The following is a 17,391-nucleotide window of genomic DNA, read 5'->3' as shown; positions in this document are numbered from 1 at the left end:
TGGCGGGCCCAGTCACTGCCGAGCCAGAGCGGGGCCGCGCTCATCGCGCCCGGTGGGGGCCGGCGGTCAGGGAGCCGTGGCGCCCCACAGCACGGCGGGGCCACGGAAGGCTCCAGCGCACGGCCCCGTAGAGGTTGGCCAGGACGGCCCAGGCCAGGATCATCAGGAAGACCAGGCCGGCGCCGTCGATGAGGATGCGGGCGATGAGGCCGGTGGGCGAGTCGCGGGGGATGGCGTGCCACAGGATGAAAAGTCCGGTGCCTGTGGCCAGCGGGGAGTAGTGCATGAGCAGCCGTCCATCGGGAAGAGCGAGGGCATGGTCGGCGCCGCGGTGCGTCGCGCCCGTGGGGGTATTGGGAACTCAAGATCGAGCGCGACGCACCGTGCGTCGCAACCCAAGATAACGATCAGGTAACTGCCACCGATACTGTGTCGAGCCACAAGGATTCCACAGGAACTTTGAGGGAAGACACATAAAGGGAGGCGCGGCCTTCGCGCCTCCCTCACAACACCCCATCAGCAACGGGTCCTCCCCGGGCACTGCCCGTGGAGGACCCACGGTAGTGCACGGGGAGGACCCGGATCAGAGCTTGGAAGAAAGAAGTGACAAGAACCACAAGAGGGCTCGGTCCCCTCAGTGCCGTCCCCTCGCCTCGACGGCCTCGCTGTGCGCGGGCAGGTCCTCGCAGTGGGCCAGGGCCCGCAGGGGCCGGGACAGGCCGGCCAGCGCCTCGGCGTCGTAGTCGATGAGCTGGACGGCCTTGAGGAAGGCCATCACCGACAGTCCCGAGGCGAAGCGCGCGGTGCCGCCGGTGGGCAGGACGTGGTTGGAGCCGGCGAGGTAGTCCCCCAGGGGCACCGGGCTGGTGGGGCCCACGAAGATGGCCCCGGCATTGCGGATGCGGCGGGCCACCTCGGGAGCGCACTCGGTGTGGATCTCCAGGTGCTCGGCGGCATAGGCGTCGGCGACCTCCACGCCCTGATCGAGATCGCGCACCAGGACGATCCCCGACTGCGGTCCGCTCAGCGCCGTCGAGGCGCGCCGGCGGTGCCGGGTCAGCGCCAGGCGCCGCGCCAGGGCCTCATCCACCGCCTCGGCCAGGCGGGGCGAGTCGGTGATGAGGACACTGCCGGCGTTGGGGTCGTGCTCGGCCTGGGACAGCAGGTCGGCGGCCACGTACTCGGCGTTGGCGCCGTCGTCGGCCAGGATGGCGATCTCGGTGGGGCCGGCCTCGGCATCGATGCCCACCGTGCCCAGCACCGCCCGCTTGGCGGCGGCCACATAGATGTTCCCCGGCCCGGTGATGACATCCACCGGCTCGCACAGGACCCGCCCCCCGCAGTCGCCCCGATCCACCTCGTCCTGGGCGCCGGCGCCGTAGGCGAGCATAGCGATGGCCTGGGCCCCTCCAACGGCGTAGACCTCCTCGATGCCCAGCAGGCCGCAGGCGGCCAGGATCGTGGGGTGGGGCAGGCCCCCGTGCTCGGCCTGGGGAGGGCTGGACAGGGCGATCCGGTCCACCCCCGCCACCTGGGCGGCCACGGCGTTCATCACCACCGAGCTGGGGTAGACCGCCAGGCCACCGGGAACGTAGAGGCCCACGCGGCGCACCGGGATCCAGCGCTGGGTGATGGTCCCCCCGGGCACCACCCGGGTGCTGCGCTCCACCGGCATCTGGGCGCGGTGCCCCGCCCGGTTGTGGGCGATGGAGGTCTCCAGGGCCTGGCGCACCTGGGGGTCGAGCTCCTCCAGGGCGCGGTCGATGGCCGCGGCGGGCACGCGCAGGTGCTCGGGGCGCACGCCGTCGAAGCGCTCGGCGGCATCGCGCAGGGCGGCGGCCCCCCGGGAGCGCACATCGTCGATGACGGGCTGGACCGCTTCCAGGGCGGCCGAGACGTCCAGGGCGGCGCGCGGCAGGACCCGGGCCAGCTCCTGGGCACCCAGGTGGGCCTCGCGCAGATCTATGTGGGTGAGCATGCCCGTAGCCTACGGTCTGGCGCCCCAACGCACCGAGCCCGCTGCCCGCCGCCGGCGACGGCGCTAGCGCCGGGCTCGGTGACGAGTATCGGAGTCGGTGGGGAGGGAGGCCGACAGACCTCAGATCCGCCCGAGACGCTCCTCATCGGTGGGAGCCTCGGCGCCCAGCCCGTCCAGCGCCCGGCGGGCGGTCTGGGGATCGTCCCGCACCGCTGCCGCGAGCTGGACCCGTCTCCACTGCGCGCGCCCATCGCGGACCCGCTCCTGCCAGTCGGGCTGCGTATCCAGCCCGAACTCGTTGACCACCAGCTCGACGACGTCCTCCAGGCACGGGCGGAACCGGGCACCGCCCAGGGGGAAGTGGATCATGTGCAGGCCGCGCGGCTCGGCAGGGTCCAGCCTCTTCTTGCGTGCCGGAGTGGATCGCGAGCGATCGGAGACGTACATGGCGTGGAGGAGCTCGTCACGATGAGCGTGGACCTGGACATGCGCCTGCGGGACCTTCTGTGATCTCGGCGAGTCAAGGTAGTCGTACCGGAAGAGCGGGGGACCTTGTACCATCGACCAGACCTGGAAGCTCGACGAATCGACCCGCAGGCGCCCCAGGTCCCGCCCCAGGCGGAACCTGTAGGAGACGTCGAGCCTGAGGATCGGCGAGGACTTGACGGTCAGAAGCGCCGGACTGCTCGGGGAGCTCCTGACGACCACCGCCAGTCCCTCTTCTGACTCCCTCTCCTGGAGGTCCAGATCCGGAGGGGTGGCGCAGACGGTGCTGCGAAGCAGCTCCTCCACCTGCCCAGCGAACTGCACCGCCTGCTCAGTGAGCGCTGACATGGCCGTACTGGAGGTAGTCCAGATCGGCGAGCTCCTCCAGCAGGCGCTCCTCTCGCGCCAGGAGCGCCCCCTCGGCCTGGCGCTCCTTGAACTCCTCGGACTCCACCGTCTGGAGGATGCGGGCGCGGCGCTCCTCGATGTCCTTGACTGTCAGAGTGGTGACGTTCACCATGCGGGCCTCCTTCACCTTCGATGCTCGCCGTGCTGCGAACCGCAGTCTACCCGCCGGGGGCGCCGTGAGAACGGCGCTGCGGCCACCTGACCGGGATCGATGAGGTGGCCGCAGCGCGCAGCCGGGCCGAGAACCGGCGCTCAGGGATCCAGAGGGCTCACAGACCCTCGCGCACCGCGCGGGCGGCGCCCACGAGGTTGGCCAGGCTCTCCTCGGTCTCGGCGTAGGCCCGGGTCTTCAGGCCGCAGTCCGGGTTGACCCACACCGTGGCGGCGCCCAGGGCGTCCACGGCCCGCTGGAGCAGCTCGGTGCACTCGGACAGGCTGGGCACGCGCGGGGAGTGGATGTCCCACACCCCCGGGCCCAGCTGGCGCTCGAAGCCGTGGGCGGCCACCGCCGGAAGGATGTCCATGCGCGAGCGCGAGGCCTCGATGGAGGTCACGTCCGCATCCAGGTGGTCCACCGCATCGATGACGACGTCGAACTCCGAGTAGCACAGGTGGGTGTGCACCTGGGTGGCAGGGGCGGCCCCGCCGGTGGCCAGGCGGAAGGAGCCCACCGACCACTCCAGGTACTCGGGTCGATCGGCGGCGCGCAGGGGCAGGGTCTCGCGGATGGCGGGCTCATCGACCTGGATGACGCCGATGCCGGCGGCCTCCAGGTCGGCGACCTCGGCGCGCAGGGCCAGGCCGAGTTGGTCGGCGACCTGGGCGCGCGGCAGGTCGTCGCGCACGAAGGACCAGGCCATGATCGTCACCGGCCCGGTGAGCATGCCCTTGAGGGGCTTGTCGGTCAGGGACTGGGCGTAGGCCGACCAGGCCACGGTCATGGGCTCGGGGCGCGCCACGTCCCCCCACAGGATGGAGGGGCGGGTGCAGCGCGAGCCGTAGGACTGGACCCAGCCGTGCTCGGTGGTCACGAAGCCGTCCAGCAGCTCGGCGAAGTACTGGACCATGTCGTTGCGCTCGGCCTCGCCGTGGACCAGGACGTCCAGGCCGATGCGCTCCTGGAGGGCCACGACGCTGGCGATCTCGGCGCGCATGGCGGCGTCGTAGGCGGCGTCGTCGATCTCCCCCCTGCGCCAGGCGGCGCGGGCCCTGCGGATCTCGGCGGTCTGGGGGAAGGAGCCGATGGTGGTGGTGGGCAGCTCGGGCAGCCCCAGGCGCTCGGCCTGGGCCCGGCGGCGCTCGGCGTAGGGGGCGCGGGTGCGGTCGGCGGGGGTGATGGCCGCGACGGCGTCGCGCACCTGCGCCCGGTTGACCCCCGGGTGGGCGGCGCGCTGGGCGCGCAGCTCGGCGTCCCGGGCCAGCTCGGCGCTGATGGCCCCACGGCCCTGGGCCAGGCCGCGCGCCAGGGTGAGGACCTCCCCCACCTTCTGGTCGGCGAAGGCCAGCCAGGAGCGCAGCTGCGGGTCGATGGAGGTCTCGCGCTCGACGTCGTGGGGCACGTGCTGCAGGGAGGTGGAGGTGGCCACGGTGATGGGCGTGCCCCCGGGCAGCGACTCGCGCAGGCGCTCCAGGGTGGTCAGCGCCGCATCCAGGTCGGTGCGCCAGATGTTGCGGCCCGAGACCACCCCGGCCACCACGGACTTGCCCGCCAGCGCGGCCAGCGCCTCGGCCTGGGGCAGCCCACCGGCCACCAGGTCCAGGGCCACGGCCTCGATCGGGGTGGCGCCCAGGACGGGCAGGGCCTCGCCCAGGGATCCGTAGGTTCCGGCCACGAGGATCTGGGGCCGCTCGACGATGGCGCCCAGCCAGCTGTAGGCCTCGCGCACCGCCGCCAGGACGCGGTCGGGCTCGATGCCCCAGGAGTCGGAGACCAGGGCTGGCTCGTCGAGCTGGACCCAGGCGGCCCCTGCGGCGCGCAGGCCCATGAGGAGGTGCCCGTAGGCGTGCAGCACATCGCCCAGCCGATCCAGGGGGTGGAAGCCCTCGGCGGCCTCGTCGGAGGGCTTGGCCATGAGCAGGTAGCTCACGGGGCCCACGACGACGGGGCGCACCACCTGGGCGTCCTGGGCCGCCGCCTCCTCGACCTGGTCGGCGATGGAGGAGTCGACATAGCCGATGGGGGTGGCGGCGTCGATCTCGGGCACGAGGTAGTGGTAGTTGGAGTCCAGCCACTTGGTCATCTCCAGGGCCGGGCGGCTGCCCTGGCCGCGGGCCAGGGTGAAGTGGCCATCGAGGTCGAGGGCGCCCTCGGCGTCGAGCAGGTCGCGGAAGCGCGCGGGAGCGGCGCCCAGGGTGGCCGTGACCTGGAGGACCTGGTCGTAGAGGGTGAAGTCGGCGGGGATGGAGGAGCACTCGCCCAGGCCCAGGGCGGTCAGGCGCTCGCGGGTGGCCGCCCGCACCCCGGCCGCGGCCCCGCCCAGCTCCTCGGCGCTGATGGCGCCCCTCCAGTACTGCTCCAGGGCGCGCTTGAGCTCGCGGTCGCGCCCGATGCGCGGGTAGCCCAGGATCGTGGCGCTGGGCAGCGGCGCGGCCGGTGAGGTCATCTCGGCAGCCATCCCTGGCGCGGCCGTGGTCGACGAGGGAGGGGTGGTGCTCATGTGATCTCCTTGGTGGTGGTGGGCGCCGGGCCCGCGGGTGCGGCCGGCTCGGAGGCGCAGGGGGCCGCCCTGAGGAAGGACGGCCCCCTGCCGGGGGTGGCCTGGAGGTAGCCGCGCTCGATGGCCTCGCGCACGCGCGGGTCGGGGGCCGAGCCGGACAGGATCCCGCCCAGCCGCAGGTGGCTGATGACGTCGAGGGCCGGGCGGGTGCGGTTGAAGGTGTAGAGGTGCAGTCCTGGGGCGCCCGCCTCGAGCAGGGCGGTGGCCAGCTCCAGGGTGGCGTCCAGGCCCCGGCCCACCAGCTCCGCGCCGTGGGCCGAGGACAGCGAGGCGCGCAGGCCCTCGGGGACGGGCACGCCGGTGAGGGACTCCAAGCGGGTCAGGCGCCCCAGATCGGTCAGGGGGATGAGGCCGGGCAGGATCGGCATGGTCACCCCCGCGTAGGAGGCGGCCCGGCACAGGGCGGCGTAGTCCTCGGCCTCGTAGAAGACCTGCGTGATGGCCAGGTCCGCCCCGGCGGCCTGCTTGGCGGCCAGCACCTCGATGGCCAGGGCGTGGTCGGTGGTCACGGGGTAGGCGGCCACGGCCACGGTCACATGCCTCCGGCCATCGCCGAAGTACTCGTCCTCGACCTCCCGGATGACGCGCACGAGGTCATCGGCGTGGGGCAGCTCGCCGGCCAGGTCGTCGGGGGAGGCGCCCGGCGGCGGATCGCCGCGCAGGGCCAGGAAGCGGCGCACTCCCATGCCCAGGAAGTGGGTGACGATCTCGACGACGTCGCTGCGGCGGTAGCCGATGCAGGTCAGGTGGGCCATGAGCGGCACCGTGCTGGTGCTCAGGATGTGCTCGACCACCTGCTCGGCGGGATTGGGCTCGTTGACCACGCGCACCCCCGCGGGGCCCCGGCCGGGCTCGGCGGCCCCGGCGACGAAGGCGGGCCGGTAGGTCACCGAGACGAAGTCTGGGCCGGTGGCCAGGAGGCTGTCGATGCGGCTCCAGGTGGCGGGGGCGGCCCTCCCGGGGCGAGGTGGGAAGAGCTCGAGGCTGACCGTCGGGCGCGCGGGTCCGCCGGCGGCCCGGTGGGGGTCTTCGGAGTGTGTCACGCGATCTTCTCCATCGATCCTGGCTGAAGCACCCGTCCTCCGGGTTGCTGCGGCGTCGGGGAGCCAGGTCTCTCGGCCGCTCTGGATGGTTGGCCCACCCTAAGGGGCCGGCATGCAGCACGGCGAGCCGTTCCACATAGCGGACCGCTGCCCGCCCCGCGCATCCTCGGGGTGCCCAGCGCCAGACCGGTGCGCAGCGGCGGAGGGGCGCTGGCGGCCCGGGCGCGCGCCGATGCGCGGGCCTCAGGCGCCCCGCGGGCCAGCGGCCCAGTGCTCCCAGCAGGCCAGGCGCTCGGGCGGGGCCCAGGAGGCATCGGGGGTCCCGACCTCCCCCGTGCCCGCGCTCACCACCAGGGCCGCCAGGCTCGGCTCGCCCCGGGCCTCGCAGTCGTGCCCGATCATGTGCAGCACCAGCCCCATGTGGCGGGGCAGCACACTGCGGTCGATGGCCTGGCTCAGCTCTCCGTAGGTGATGACCTCCCGGTGCGCCGCGGTGTCGATGAGGACGGGGCGGCAGCGCATGACGATGCGCGCCACCCGGTCCGAGAGGCGGATCATCCGCTCTCCGACCGGGTAGCGCGCACCCACGGTGATCGCCGGCTGGTCGTCAACCGGCATCAACCGGCATCGCCTCTCACCTGCCCCGGCTCATCCGGCGCCTGCCCACCAGCGCACCGGCGCCCAGCACCACCGCGGCGACACTGAGGATGATGAGGCCGGGCGCCACCACTCCGGCCCGGGCCAGGGAGCCGCCCCGGTCGCCGGCGGAGCCGGCGCTCACGGGCTGGGCCTCGGCGGCGGCCACCGCCCCGGCGGGCGAGCGGTCATCCACACCACCGGGAACCGAGTCCGCGGCGATGGTCACGCCCGCAGCCGCGGCGTGCCCATTGGCAGTGCTGCCGGATCGGGCCTTGGCGCCGGACCGGCTGGAGGCCGCCTCCCCGGCCGATGCGGCCGAACCGCCAGCCGTCGCCCCCGTGCCGCCCTGGCCCGCGTCGGCCTGGGTGGAGTCGGCCTGGGACGACTCGCCCACATCACCGTTCCCGGCTCCGCCCTGCGCCGCCGGCGCCTCAGCGGCTCCGCCCTGCGCCGCCGGCGCCTCAGCGGCTCCGTCCTGCGCGGCCGGCGCCTCAGCGGCCGCCTGCTCGGCGGGGGCTCCAGCAGCGGGCTCCTGCTCGGCGGCCTGCTCGGCGGCGGGGTCGACGGAGCTGGGCCGGCCCGGAGCGGGGTTCGGGTCGCCCTCCGGCTTGTTCTGGGGCGGTACGGGCGTGCCCGCGCCGGCCTGGTCGTTGCCGCCGTCCCAGGCCGCGTTGACCAGGGCCCCGCGGTCCACGGCGACCCCGGCGGTCACGCCGAGCTCGCCGGCCACGTCCGCGGGCAGGGCCTGTCCGGTGCCGGAGGCAGGGCTGCCGGGCTTGAGGTGGAAGTCGGAGGTCTTCCACGCCGTGGGGTCGGCGGACTCCTTGACGAAGAAGGGGTTCTCCGCCCGCGTGCCGCGCTGGTCCAGGCCGTTGGCCTCCTTGCCCGAGACGGTCACGTGCGGGCTGGAGGAGAACTCGGACAGCTCGGGGGCGTTGACGCTCTGGGTGCCCAGGTCCTTGCCCCAGTTCCACAGCACCGTCGTGGAGGGGTTCCCGTTGTCCTGGGCCCGGTAGTACACGTTGTGGTCGATGGCCGAGATCATGTCGTTGGCGTACACGGCGCCCGAGCCGTCGTCGTTGGCCCCTCCGGTGACCTGGAGCATGGCGGAGAAGCGCCAGGGGTCGCCCTCCTTGATCTGGGTCTGCTCCGAGGAGAAGATGTTGTTGCTGATCACCGTCTCGGTGGTGTCCCATGACAGGCCGTGCTCGGCACTCCAGGGCTGGAGCTGGGCGCAGCTGCCGTCGGCACGCCGTGCGTTGCAGCCATCGGAGCGGCTGTCCTCCTGGATCATCACACTGGTCAGGGCGTGGGAGATGGTGTTGTTCCAGATCCTGGTCTTGTCAGACCCCGAGACGTGGATGCCCACGCCCGCGCCCTCAACGATATTGGAGGCGATGAGGTTGTTGGAGGAGACCTCGTTGAACATGGCCACCGGGGTGTTGACGAAGTAGTTGCCGACGATCTCGGAGTTGATGACGCCCTCGTCGAACCACACGCCGGCACCGCGCTGGTCCGCGTAGACGGCGGGCTCGGAGATGTCGTAGCCGGCGTCCGAGTAGTCCACGGTGTTGAAGGCGAAGCGCACGCCGTCAGCGTGGGTGATCTTGGTGTCCGCCAGCGTGCAGTAGGCCCCGCAGCCGGTGGTGATGTGATCGGCGGTGTTGTTGGAGCGCCACAGGTTGCGCTCCACGGTCACACCCGTGGAGTTGTTGATCCCGAACCCGTTGGAGCCGTTCTCCTCGAAGCGGTTCCCGGTGACGACGGCGTCGGTGGCGTCGATGACCTGCACCGCTCCGGCGGAGGAGGAGTAGCGGAAGGTGGAGCCCTCGATGCGCAGGTTGCCCCCGGAGGCGACCACCATGCCGCCACCCGAGAGGGTCCCGATCTCAGGATCGTCGTAGTCCCAGCGCTGGACCGCGGAGTACTTCTCCACCACCAGCCCCGAGAGGGTCACGTTGTCCGCTGTGGCGGACAGGGCCCGGTGGTGCTGGACGACCTCGACCTCGTGCTGAGCGGGGTCGACGCCGATGACGTAGGAGGTGCCGGTGTGGGGCTTGACGTTGTAGCCGGCGCGGTTGTTGCCCGCCTCCTTGAGGGTCACCGGGTCGGGGTCGTCGACGTAGAAGGTGGAGGCGGTGACCTCCGCGCGGCTGGCCACCTGGGTCAGCGGCTTGCCGTCGACGAAGACCTGCTCGGGGTGGGCGGCCATGCCCTCGGCCTCAGGATCGGCATTCGTCGTGCACACCGTGCAGAAGCGGACCATGTCGTGGCCGGTCGACCAGGTCCCGTTTCCAGCATTGGTCCAGGTTTCTGGAACCTTGGCCCCAGAAATCACCGGGGTGGCGCCCTGGGCGGCACGGATCGTCAGGCCCTTGCCAACGCTCAGCTCGCCCTCGCGGTAGGTCCCATCCGCCAATTCAATGGTGTCGCCAGTGGAAGCGGCATCGATGGCAGTGGAAATGGTCTGGTAGGGCCTGGCGGCGGACCCATCACCCGCATCCGATCCGCTGGACGCGGAGACGTGGATCGTGCTTCCTCCAGGAGCTGCTGATGCCTGCGGTACCACCAGGAAAGGCACCGTCAGGCCTAGGACAAGAACCGCCATCTGGGCGACGAATCGACGCATTGTGGTCTCCTCATGTCGTCGGACGCAGTTACCCTATCGTGATGAAATCACCATGGACACATCTCCCCTTCGCCCACAGCGTAGGCATAGTCCTCGCTTTGAGGGCTTTCAGGTAACGATCATCTGCCAGGAACGCCTGTGCCCGCGGACGCCTCGGACTCCCCCACCGATCTCTGGGATGATCCCCGCATGACACAGACCACCCCGCCCGCCATCCCCGTTCGCGGAAAGATCAAACTCGGGCAGTTCCTCAAGCTCGCCGGCCTCGTGGAGGACGGGGGCGAGGCCCGCATCGCCATCCAGTCCGGGGACGTGCGCGTCAACGGCCGGGTGGAGACCCGACGCGGCCACCACCTGGAGGACGCCGATGCGGTCAGCGTCGAGCTCCCCGGCGCCGTCGTGACCGCCGTGGTCGAGATCGTCGCCGACGACGCCTGATCCCGGCGCAGCGCAGCACACGGGAGCAATCGGTCGGGCAAGGCGCCCTGGGCCCAAGGCCCCAGGACGCGAGTGACCCCGGCGCCGGCGCGGGGCCTCAAGGCCGCCCGCGCCGGCGCCGGGGTGATCAAGCCCGCTCAGGCGCCGTCGCGGGCCCCGGGGCCCGGGGACGCCCCGGCGCCCTCCCAGTCGGCCGTATCGTCCGGATCGGCGTCGTCGTCCCCGGCCTCGGACGGGCTCGCGATGGGGCTGGTGTGCAGGCCGATGCTCTCGGCGCCCTCATGCACCTCGGTGGCGGTGGTCACCGAGTCCACCAGGACCTGGCTGGCCAGCTGGTGGCGCAGCAGCAAGGGGTCGTTGCTGAGGTCCTTGTAGATCGACACGCACAGCAGCAGCATGACCACGACGAAGGGCAGCGCCGAGACGATGGTGATATTGCGCACCCCGGTGAGCACCTCGGCGGGGTCGTCGCCGCCGGCCAGGAGCATCGCCGCCGAGACGGCCCCGGTGGCCACCCCCCAGAAGACCACGGTGAAGCGGCTGGGCTCGGCGGCCCCGTTCTCCGAGAGCCCGCCCATGACGATGGAGGCCGAGTCGGCGCCCGTGACGAAGAAGATCGCGACCAGCACGACGGCCAGGGCCATGAGGATGAAGAGCACCACCTTGGGGACCGGCACGGCGTCCAGCAACTGGAAGAGGATGGTGTTGAAGTCCAGATCAGGGCCCTCGCTGGTCTGGTGGACCAGCATCCCCACCGTGTCGTTGGCGCGCTCGGCCCGCTCCTGCAGGCCGATGGCGCCGCCGCCGAAGATGGCGAACCACGCCAGGGAGACCACCGAGGGGACGAACATGACCCCGGTGACGAACTGGCGCACCGTGCGGCCACGCGAGATGCGGGCGATGAACATCCCCACGAAGGGGGTCCACGAGATCCACCAGGCCCAGTAGAAGACGGTCCAGGAGGCCAGCCAGGACGCCATGTCCTCGTCCCCGACCGCGGAGGTGCGCGAGGCCATCTCGGGGAGCTCGGAGATGAACTCCCCCACGGCCGAGGGGATGATGTTGAGGATGAACAGCGTGGGGCCGCCCACGAAGACGATGACGGCCAGCAGCACGGCCAGGACCATGTTGATATTGGACAGCCACTGGATGCCGCGCTCGATCCCCGAGATGGCCGAGGCCACGAAGCAGGCGGTCAGGACGGCGATGATGCCCACCAGGAGCCCGGAGCCGATCCTGTCCACCAGGTTGGCAGCCGCCATCCCGCCCCCGATCTGCAGGGCGCCCAGGCCCAGGGAGCAGGCCGAGCCGAACAGCGTGGCCACGATGGCCAGGATGTTGATGATCCGCCCCCCGACGCCGTCGATGGCCGCCCGCCCGAACAGCGAGGTGAACATCGCGGAGAACAACTGGGAGCGGCCCAGGCGGTAGGTGGAGTAGGCCATGCCGAGGCCCACCAGGGCGTACATGGCCCAGGGGTAGATCGTCCAGTGGAACAGGGCGGTGCCCATGGCGGTGCTGGCCGCCTCCGCGGTCTGGGCGTCAACCGTCCCGGGAGGCGGGGACATGTAGAACCACAGCGGCTCGCCCACCCCGTAGAAGATGAGACCGATCCCCATCCCGGTGGCGAACATCATCGAGATCCACGAGCTGGTGCGGAACTCCGGCTCCTCGGCGTCGCCCCCCAGCGGGATCCGCCCGAAGCGGGAGCTGGCGATGAAGACGACGAAGATGACGAAGAAGCTCGCCGAGACGACGAACAGCCAGCCGAAGTTGCGGATAGTCCCGTCCAGGGCCGCCGATGACAGCCGGCCCAGGCTGCCGGCGTCCAGGAAGCCCCAGACGACGAAGCCGATGGTCAGGATGCTGGCCACGCCGAAGACCACCGGATCCATCCCCTCGCGGGTCTGGGGGGTCTGGCGGGTCAGGGAGGTCCGCAACCGGTCGATCATGTGCCGCTGACGCCGGTGGACCGAGACCGGTGAGGTCTCGAAGGCCGCCGCTGTGCTCTCCGGGGCCGCGGCCGGCGCGGGCGGGTTGTGCGATGCGGTCGTGTCGGGTGTCTTGGCAGGTGTGGTGGTCTTGGGTGGTTCGGCACTCATGTCGGAGCATTCCTCATAGACTCGGCAGCACCTGGCTGCCCAAGGGCACCGGGCACGATACCAAGTCGTGATGGAGGGCTCCTGCGGGATGGGGACTCCTGCCCGCCACCGGAGCCCGAAACTGTGCCCCCGATCACCAGCGGAATCCTGATCGGGCGAGCCTGGCCGGGGCCGCTCCCCCGCGCCGCCCGCGCCCCTGTCAGCGGCGCAGGCAGCCTGGCCCCAGGAGCGTCTTGATATCGGAGTAGAAGGCGGCCGATGCCTGGACTCGCAGGGAAGCCCCCAGCTGGGTGCGGACCTCGCGGCCCGGGCTGGTCAGCGTCAGGCGCACCGGCGAGGTCCCCGGGTGGCGCTGGAGCACATCCTTGAACCGCTCCACCAGCGGCCCGGTGCACCGGTTCGTGGGAAGTGTGATCGATACCGCCTCGTTCGTGGCGCTGGAGACGTCCGGGATGGTCATCTCCTGGGCGTAGACGGCGGTCTGCCCGTCCCGGCGGTTGAGGCGCCCGCGCACCGTGACCACGGTGTCGGGGGCCAGCATGGTCGAGACCGTCTGGTAGGTCTGCGGGAAGAACAGGACCTCCACGCTCCCGGCCAGGTCCTCGACCTGGGCGATGGCCCACAGGTTCCCCTGCTTGGTGGTCTTGCGGGTCAGGGAGGTGATGAGGCCGGCGATGGTGACCATGGCGCCGTCGGGCAGCTTGTCGTCCTCGTGCAGCTCGGAGATCTCCCGGTCGGCGAGCTTGCCCAGGAGGCCCTCCAGCCCCATGAGGGGGTGGTCGGAGATGTAGAGGCCGAGCATGTCGCGCTCGTAGGCGAGCTTGTCCTTCTTGTCCCACTCGGGCAGGGAGGGCACCTCGGAGGAGAAGACCGGTCCTGAGGCGAAGGCATCGGCGCCCGCCTCGCCGTCGAGCAGGGAGCCGAACAGGTCGAACTGGCCCGCGGCCTCGTTGCGCTTGACCCCGATGACCTCGTCGACGAAGTCCTCGTGGCAGGCCTGCAGGGCGCGCCGGGAGTAGCCCAGGGAGTCGAAGGCCCCGGCCTTGATGAGGGAGTCGATGGTGCGCTTGTTGCACACCACCGCGGGCACCTTGTCCAGGAAGTCCTCGAAGCTGGTGAACTCCCCCTTGTCCTCACGGGCGGCGATGATGGCCTCCACGACGTTGACGCCCACATTGCGCACCGCCGCCATGCCGAAGCGGATGTCCTCGCCGACGGCGGAGAAGCGCACCGCCGAGGTGTTGACGTCGGGGGGCAGCACCGTGATGCCCATGCGGCGGCACTCGCCCAGGTAGATGGCCATCTTGTCCTTGTTGTCCCCCATGGAGGTCAGGACCGCGGCCATGTACTCGGTGGGGTAGTGGCACTTGAGGAAGGCCGTCCAGTAGGAGACCACGCCGTAGGCCGCGGAGTGGGCCTTGTTGAAGGCGTAGGCCGAGAAGGGCACCACCACGTCCCACAGGGCCTTGATGGACTCCTCGGAGAAGCCGTTGTCCCGCATCCCCTTGCGGAAGCCCACGTACTCCTTGGCCAGGATCTCGGGCTTCTTCTTGCCCATGGCCTTGCGCAGCTTGTCCGCGCTGCCCATGGAGAAGCCGGCGAGCTCCTGGGCGATCTTCATCACCTGCTCCTGGTAGACGATGAGGCCGTGCGTGGTGCCCAGGATGGGCTCCAGGGCCTCCTGGAGCTCGGGGTGGATGGGGACGATCTCCTGCTGGCCGTTCTTGCGCAGGGCGTAGTTGGTGTGGGAGTCCGCGCCCATGGGGCCGGGCCGGTAGAGGGCCGAGACAGCGGAGATGTCCTCGAAGTTGTCGGGCTTCATCAGCCGCAGCAGGGTGCGCATGCCGCCGCCGTCGAGCTGGAAGACCCCCAGGGTCTCCCCGCGCGAGAGCATCTCATAGGTGGCCGCGTCATCGAGCTCGATGTGGTCGATGTCCAGGGCGGGCTTGCCGTTGGCCACGATGTTGTCCAGCGCATCGGAGATGACGGTGAGGTTGCGCAGCCCCAGGAAGTCCATCTTGAGCAGCCCCAGGTGCTCGCAGGTGGGGTAGTCGAACTGGGTGATGACCGCCCCGTCCTGGAGGCGCTGCATCATGGGGATGATGTCGATGAGCGGGTCGGAGGACATGATGACCGCGCAGGCGTGCACGCCCCACTGGCGGGTCATGCCCTCCAGGCCCTTGGCCAGGTCCACGATGCGCTGGGCGTCGGCGTCCTCGGAGTGGAGCTTGCGGAACTCCTCGGCCTCCCCGTAGCGCTTGTCCTCGGGGTTGAACATCCCCTTGATGGTGATGTCCTTGCCCATGATGGTGGGGGGCATGGCCTTGGTGAGGCGGTCGCCCACCGCGTAGGGGTAGCCCAGCACGCGGCTGGAGTCCTTGAGGGACTGCTTGGCCTTGATGACGCCGTAGGTGACCACCTGGCTGGTGCGGTCGGCCCCGTACTTGTCGCGGACGTAGCCGATGACCTCATCGCGCCGGCGCTCATCGAAGTCGACGTCGATATCGGGCATGGAGATGCGCTCGGGGTTGAGGAAGCGCTCGAAGATGAGCCCGTGGTTGAGGGGGTTGAGCTCGGTGATGCCCATGGCGTAGGCCACCATGGATCCGGGCCCCGAGCCACGGCCCGGCCCCACGCGGATGCCCTGGGCCTTGGCCCAGTTGATGTAGTCGGCCACCACCAGGAAGTACCCGGGGAAGCCCATCTGGACGATGACGCTGATCTCGTACTCGGCCTGCTTGCGGCAGTCCTCGGGGATGGAGCCGTTGAAGCGGCGCTCCATGCCCCGCCAGCACTCCTTGACGAACCAGGACTCCATGGTCTCCCCCTCGGGCACGGGGAAGACGGGCATGAAGGAGGCGCCCTCGTCGACGGTCTTGAACTGCACCTCGCACTGCTCGGCCACCAGGAGGGTGTTGTCGCAGGCACCGGGCATCTCGGAGAAGAGCTGGCGCATCTCGCGGCCCGGGCGCAGGTAGTAGGTGTTGCCGTCGAACTTGAAGCGGTCGGGGTCGGACAGGACCGAGCCGGAGTTGATGCACAGCATGGCGTCCTGGACCTCGTGATCCTCGGGGCGCACGTAGTGGGAGTCGTTGGTGGCCAGCAGGGGAGCGCCGATCGTCTCGGCCAGGCGCAGCAGGTCCTTGGTCACGCGCCGCTCGATCTCCAGGCCGTGGTCCATGAGCTCGACGTAGAAGAAGTCGCGCCCGAAGATGTCCTGGAGCTCCCCGGCGCAGCGCAGGGCCTCGTCCCACTGCCCCAGTCGCAGGCGCGTCTGGACCTCCGAGGAGGGGCAGCCGGTGGTGCCGATGAGGCCGGAGGCGTAGCGGCCCAGCAGCTCGCGATCCATGCGCGGGGCCTTGCCCCACTGGCCCTCCAGGGAGGCCAGGGAGTCCATGCGCATGAGGTTGTGCAGGCCCTCGTCGTTGCGCGAGAGCAGGGTCATGTGGGTGTAGGAGCCGCGGGCCGAGACATCGTCGCTGCGCTGGGACTCATCGCCCCAGAACACGCGGGTCTTGTCCAGGCGGGAGGTGCCGGGGGTCATGTAGGCCTCGACCCCGATGATCGGCTTGATGCCGGCGGCCCTGGCCGCGGAGTAGAACTCGTAGGCCCCGAACATGTAGCCGTGGTCGGTGATGGCCAGGGCGGGCTGGCCCAGGCGCTTGGCCTCGGCCACGTAGTCCTTGATCTTGCCCGCGCCATCGAGCATGGAGTAGTCGGTGTGGACGTGGAGGTGGACGAAGTCGTCCCTGGCGGCCGTACCCTGCCCTGCCTCATCGCTGCTCGTGTGCCCCATGGGGGAATCCTAGGACTCCCTCCGGCCGGGCCTGCCAGGCGGGCCGCGGAGCAGGGGTGCGACCCGTCACGCGGGCGTCGGGCGCCTGCCCGCCATTGCCCGGCATGACGCCGATCGTCCCCGGGCACATCCCTGCCCGGCTCCGGCACCACCGCCGTGACATGCCTGTTCACCTGGTGGCGTAAGGCCGTCCTGAGGGTCGGGCCGCTGGCTGTGCCTCCCTGGAAGGTCGTCAACCGGGAGGGTGATGAGTGTGGGCCGGCGGCGGGCCAGGGCTGGTGGTGGGCTGCGATGCGATGGGGCGAGACTGCGCGACGAAGGCGCCACTTCGCGACAGAGGCGTCACTTCGCGGAATGAACGTACCTTGTAAGTGTCGTCCACGTCGCGAAGTGACGCTCTTTCCGCGAAACGACGCCCAACCTGCGGCCCCACCGCCCTCCCGGTGACACGCGACCCTCCTGGAGCGCGTGGCCCTCCCGGCGCACCAGTGTGCCGGCCCGCAGGGCATCCCGACCCGCACCCCGGACCAGGAAGCGCACCAGGCCCCCGTCCGCCCCCGGGGAAGGGCGCCTAGCGGGCCCCGCGGCTGAGGGTGCGGGCCATGTCCTGGTGGGGGATCCCGGCGTCCATGTAGCTCTCACCGGTGACGGGGCGGTAGCCGCAGCGCTCGTAGAAGCCCATGGCCTGCTCCTGGGCCGACAGGACGACGGCGACGCCCTCCCCCCGGATGTCCAGGGCGGCCTGCTCGATGGCGGCCACCATGCGTGCGCCCAGCCCCGTGCCCCGCGCGGCCAGGCGCACCGCCAGGCGGCCCAGGTGCACCTGGCCGGGGTGGTCGGGCTCGATGAGCAGGCGGCCCGCGGCCAGCGGGGTTCCGTCGGCCCCGCGGGCCAGGACGTGCACGGTGGTGGCCTCGTCGTCCTTGGCGTCGATCTCCAGGATGAGGGGCACCTGCTGCTCGATGACGAAGACCTCCAGGCGGACATCGGCCGTGCCCCGGCGCACCGCCTCGGTCCGGGCCGAGGACTCATCGCCCCGGGCGGTCTCGAAGGAGATGGGCCCGACCACCTGGCGGGCGGGCGCGATCCGCAGCGCGGGGCCGCTGCCGGACTCGGATGGGGCCGGGGTCGCTGGCATCGTCGTCACTGCATCCT

12 protein-coding genes and 1 riboswitch are annotated in these 17,391 nt (G+C 71.1%); of the genes, 1 reads left to right on the top strand and 11 read right to left on the bottom strand.

All coding sequences use genetic code 11. The features are described 5' to 3' along the window. Nucleotides 1–40: 40 nt before the first annotated feature. The 8 genes from J5X07_RS04645 to J5X07_RS04610 all read right to left on the bottom strand — a co-directional run bounded on the left by J5X07_RS04645 (nucleotide 41) and on the right by J5X07_RS04610 (nucleotide 9,879). The gene (locus J5X07_RS04645; RefSeq protein WP_124933636.1) at nucleotides 41–286 is read right to left on the bottom strand and encodes a hypothetical protein; all 246 of its coding nucleotides are present in this window, start codon (nucleotides 284–286) and stop codon (nucleotides 41–43) included. Nucleotides 287–634: 348 nt separating this feature from the next. Beyond that, a complete protein-coding gene (gene hisD, locus J5X07_RS04640) occupies nucleotides 635–1,978 on the bottom strand; it encodes a histidinol dehydrogenase (RefSeq protein ID WP_208478837.1) in 1,344 nt (447 codons plus the stop codon). A 120-nt stretch (nucleotides 1,979–2,098) separates the two neighbouring features. Then, entirely contained in the window at nucleotides 2,099–2,812 is a 714-nt protein-coding gene (locus J5X07_RS04635; protein ID WP_208478836.1) for a hypothetical protein, read from the bottom strand. Continuing rightward, the gene (locus J5X07_RS04630) at nucleotides 2,796–2,984 is read right to left on the bottom strand and encodes a hypothetical protein (RefSeq protein ID WP_208478835.1); all 189 of its coding nucleotides are present in this window, start codon (nucleotides 2,982–2,984) and stop codon (nucleotides 2,796–2,798) included. The genes J5X07_RS04635 and J5X07_RS04630 overlap by 17 nt, the downstream gene beginning before the upstream one ends. Nucleotides 2,985–3,141: 157 nt before the next feature. Further along, nucleotides 3,142–5,529, bottom strand: a complete 2,388-nt coding sequence (gene metE, locus J5X07_RS04625; RefSeq protein WP_124933632.1) for a 5-methyltetrahydropteroyltriglutamate--homocysteine S-methyltransferase — start codon at nucleotides 5,527–5,529, stop codon at nucleotides 3,142–3,144. Continuing rightward, a complete protein-coding gene (locus J5X07_RS04620) occupies nucleotides 5,526–6,632 on the bottom strand; it encodes a methylenetetrahydrofolate reductase (RefSeq protein WP_244925027.1) in 1,107 nt (368 codons plus the stop codon). The genes metE and J5X07_RS04620 overlap by 4 nt, the downstream gene beginning before the upstream one ends. Before the next feature lie 7 nt (nucleotides 6,633–6,639). Continuing rightward, nucleotides 6,640–6,724, bottom strand: a riboswitch (SAM riboswitch). Between the two features lie 151 nt (nucleotides 6,725–6,875). Then, nucleotides 6,876–7,250, bottom strand: a complete 375-nt coding sequence (locus tag J5X07_RS04615) for a hypothetical protein (RefSeq protein ID WP_208478834.1) — start codon at nucleotides 7,248–7,250, stop codon at nucleotides 6,876–6,878. 16 nt (nucleotides 7,251–7,266) lie between these two features. Next, nucleotides 7,267–9,879 (bottom strand): right-handed parallel beta-helix repeat-containing protein, encoded by a 2,613-nt coding sequence (locus J5X07_RS04610; RefSeq protein WP_424924085.1) that lies wholly within the window; start codon nucleotides 9,877–9,879, stop codon nucleotides 7,267–7,269. Nucleotides 9,880–10,089: 210 nt separating this feature from the next. Between J5X07_RS04610 and J5X07_RS04605 the strand changes: the two genes are divergently transcribed. Further along, nucleotides 10,090–10,338 (top strand): RNA-binding S4 domain-containing protein, encoded by a 249-nt coding sequence (locus J5X07_RS04605; RefSeq protein WP_124933628.1) that lies wholly within the window; start codon nucleotides 10,090–10,092, stop codon nucleotides 10,336–10,338. A gap of 137 nt (nucleotides 10,339–10,475) precedes the next feature. On the opposite strand, the gene J5X07_RS04600 is transcribed toward J5X07_RS04605, so the two are convergent. From J5X07_RS04600 to J5X07_RS04590, 3 genes are all read right to left on the bottom strand, one after another. Beyond that, a complete protein-coding gene (locus J5X07_RS04600; RefSeq protein WP_208478832.1) occupies nucleotides 10,476–12,440 on the bottom strand; it encodes a BCCT family transporter in 1,965 nt (654 codons plus the stop codon). Nucleotides 12,441–12,639: 199 nt separating this feature from the next. After that, nucleotides 12,640–16,236 (bottom strand): DNA polymerase III subunit alpha, encoded by a 3,597-nt coding sequence (dnaE, locus tag J5X07_RS04595; RefSeq protein WP_124933626.1) that lies wholly within the window; start codon nucleotides 16,234–16,236, stop codon nucleotides 12,640–12,642. Nucleotides 16,237–16,807: 571 nt separating this feature from the next. Then, entirely contained in the window at nucleotides 16,808–17,374 is a 567-nt protein-coding gene (locus tag J5X07_RS04590; protein ID WP_208478864.1) for a GNAT family N-acetyltransferase, read from the bottom strand. Between the last annotated feature and the right edge of the window lie 17 nt (nucleotides 17,375–17,391).

It is taken from the genome of Actinomyces bowdenii (assembly GCF_017592395.1).
In the GTDB taxonomy this organism is placed as follows: Bacteria; Actinomycetota; Actinomycetes; order Actinomycetales; family Actinomycetaceae; genus Actinomyces; species Actinomyces bowdenii.
Note: the sequence above shows the minus strand (reverse complement) of the source record. Positions and strands in the feature narration are given on the sequence as shown.

What these genes read in the sequence shown, in the direction of transcription:
- J5X07_RS04645 (WP_124933636.1), bottom strand. Translation starts at nt 286, where the DNA reads ATGCACTACTCCCCGCTGGCCACAGGCACCGGACTTTTCATCCTGTGG.
- hisD (WP_208478837.1), bottom strand. Translation starts at nt 1,978, where the DNA reads ATGCTCACCCACATAGATCTGCGCGAGGCCCACCTGGGTGCCCAGGAG.
- J5X07_RS04635 (WP_208478836.1), bottom strand. Translation starts at nt 2,812, where the DNA reads ATGTCAGCGCTCACTGAGCAGGCGGTGCAGTTCGCTGGGCAGGTGGAG.
- J5X07_RS04630 (WP_208478835.1), bottom strand. Translation starts at nt 2,984, where the DNA reads ATGGTGAACGTCACCACTCTGACAGTCAAGGACATCGAGGAGCGCCGC.
- metE (WP_124933632.1), bottom strand. Translation starts at nt 5,529, where the DNA reads ATGAGCACCACCCCTCCCTCGTCGACCACGGCCGCGCCAGGGATGGCT.
- J5X07_RS04615 (WP_208478834.1), bottom strand. Translation starts at nt 7,250, where the DNA reads ATGCCGGTTGACGACCAGCCGGCGATCACCGTGGGTGCGCGCTACCCG.
- J5X07_RS04610 (WP_424924085.1), bottom strand. Translation starts at nt 9,879, where the DNA reads ATGGCGGTTCTTGTCCTAGGCCTGACGGTGCCTTTCCTGGTGGTACCG.
- J5X07_RS04605 (WP_124933628.1), top strand. Translation starts at nt 10,090, where the DNA reads ATGACACAGACCACCCCGCCCGCCATCCCCGTTCGCGGAAAGATCAAA.
- J5X07_RS04600 (WP_208478832.1), bottom strand. Translation starts at nt 12,440, where the DNA reads ATGAGTGCCGAACCACCCAAGACCACCACACCTGCCAAGACACCCGAC.
- dnaE (WP_124933626.1), bottom strand. Translation starts at nt 16,236, where the DNA reads ATGGGGCACACGAGCAGCGATGAGGCAGGGCAGGGTACGGCCGCCAGG.
- J5X07_RS04590 (WP_208478864.1), bottom strand. Translation starts at nt 17,374, where the DNA reads ATGCCAGCGACCCCGGCCCCATCCGAGTCCGGCAGCGGCCCCGCGCTG.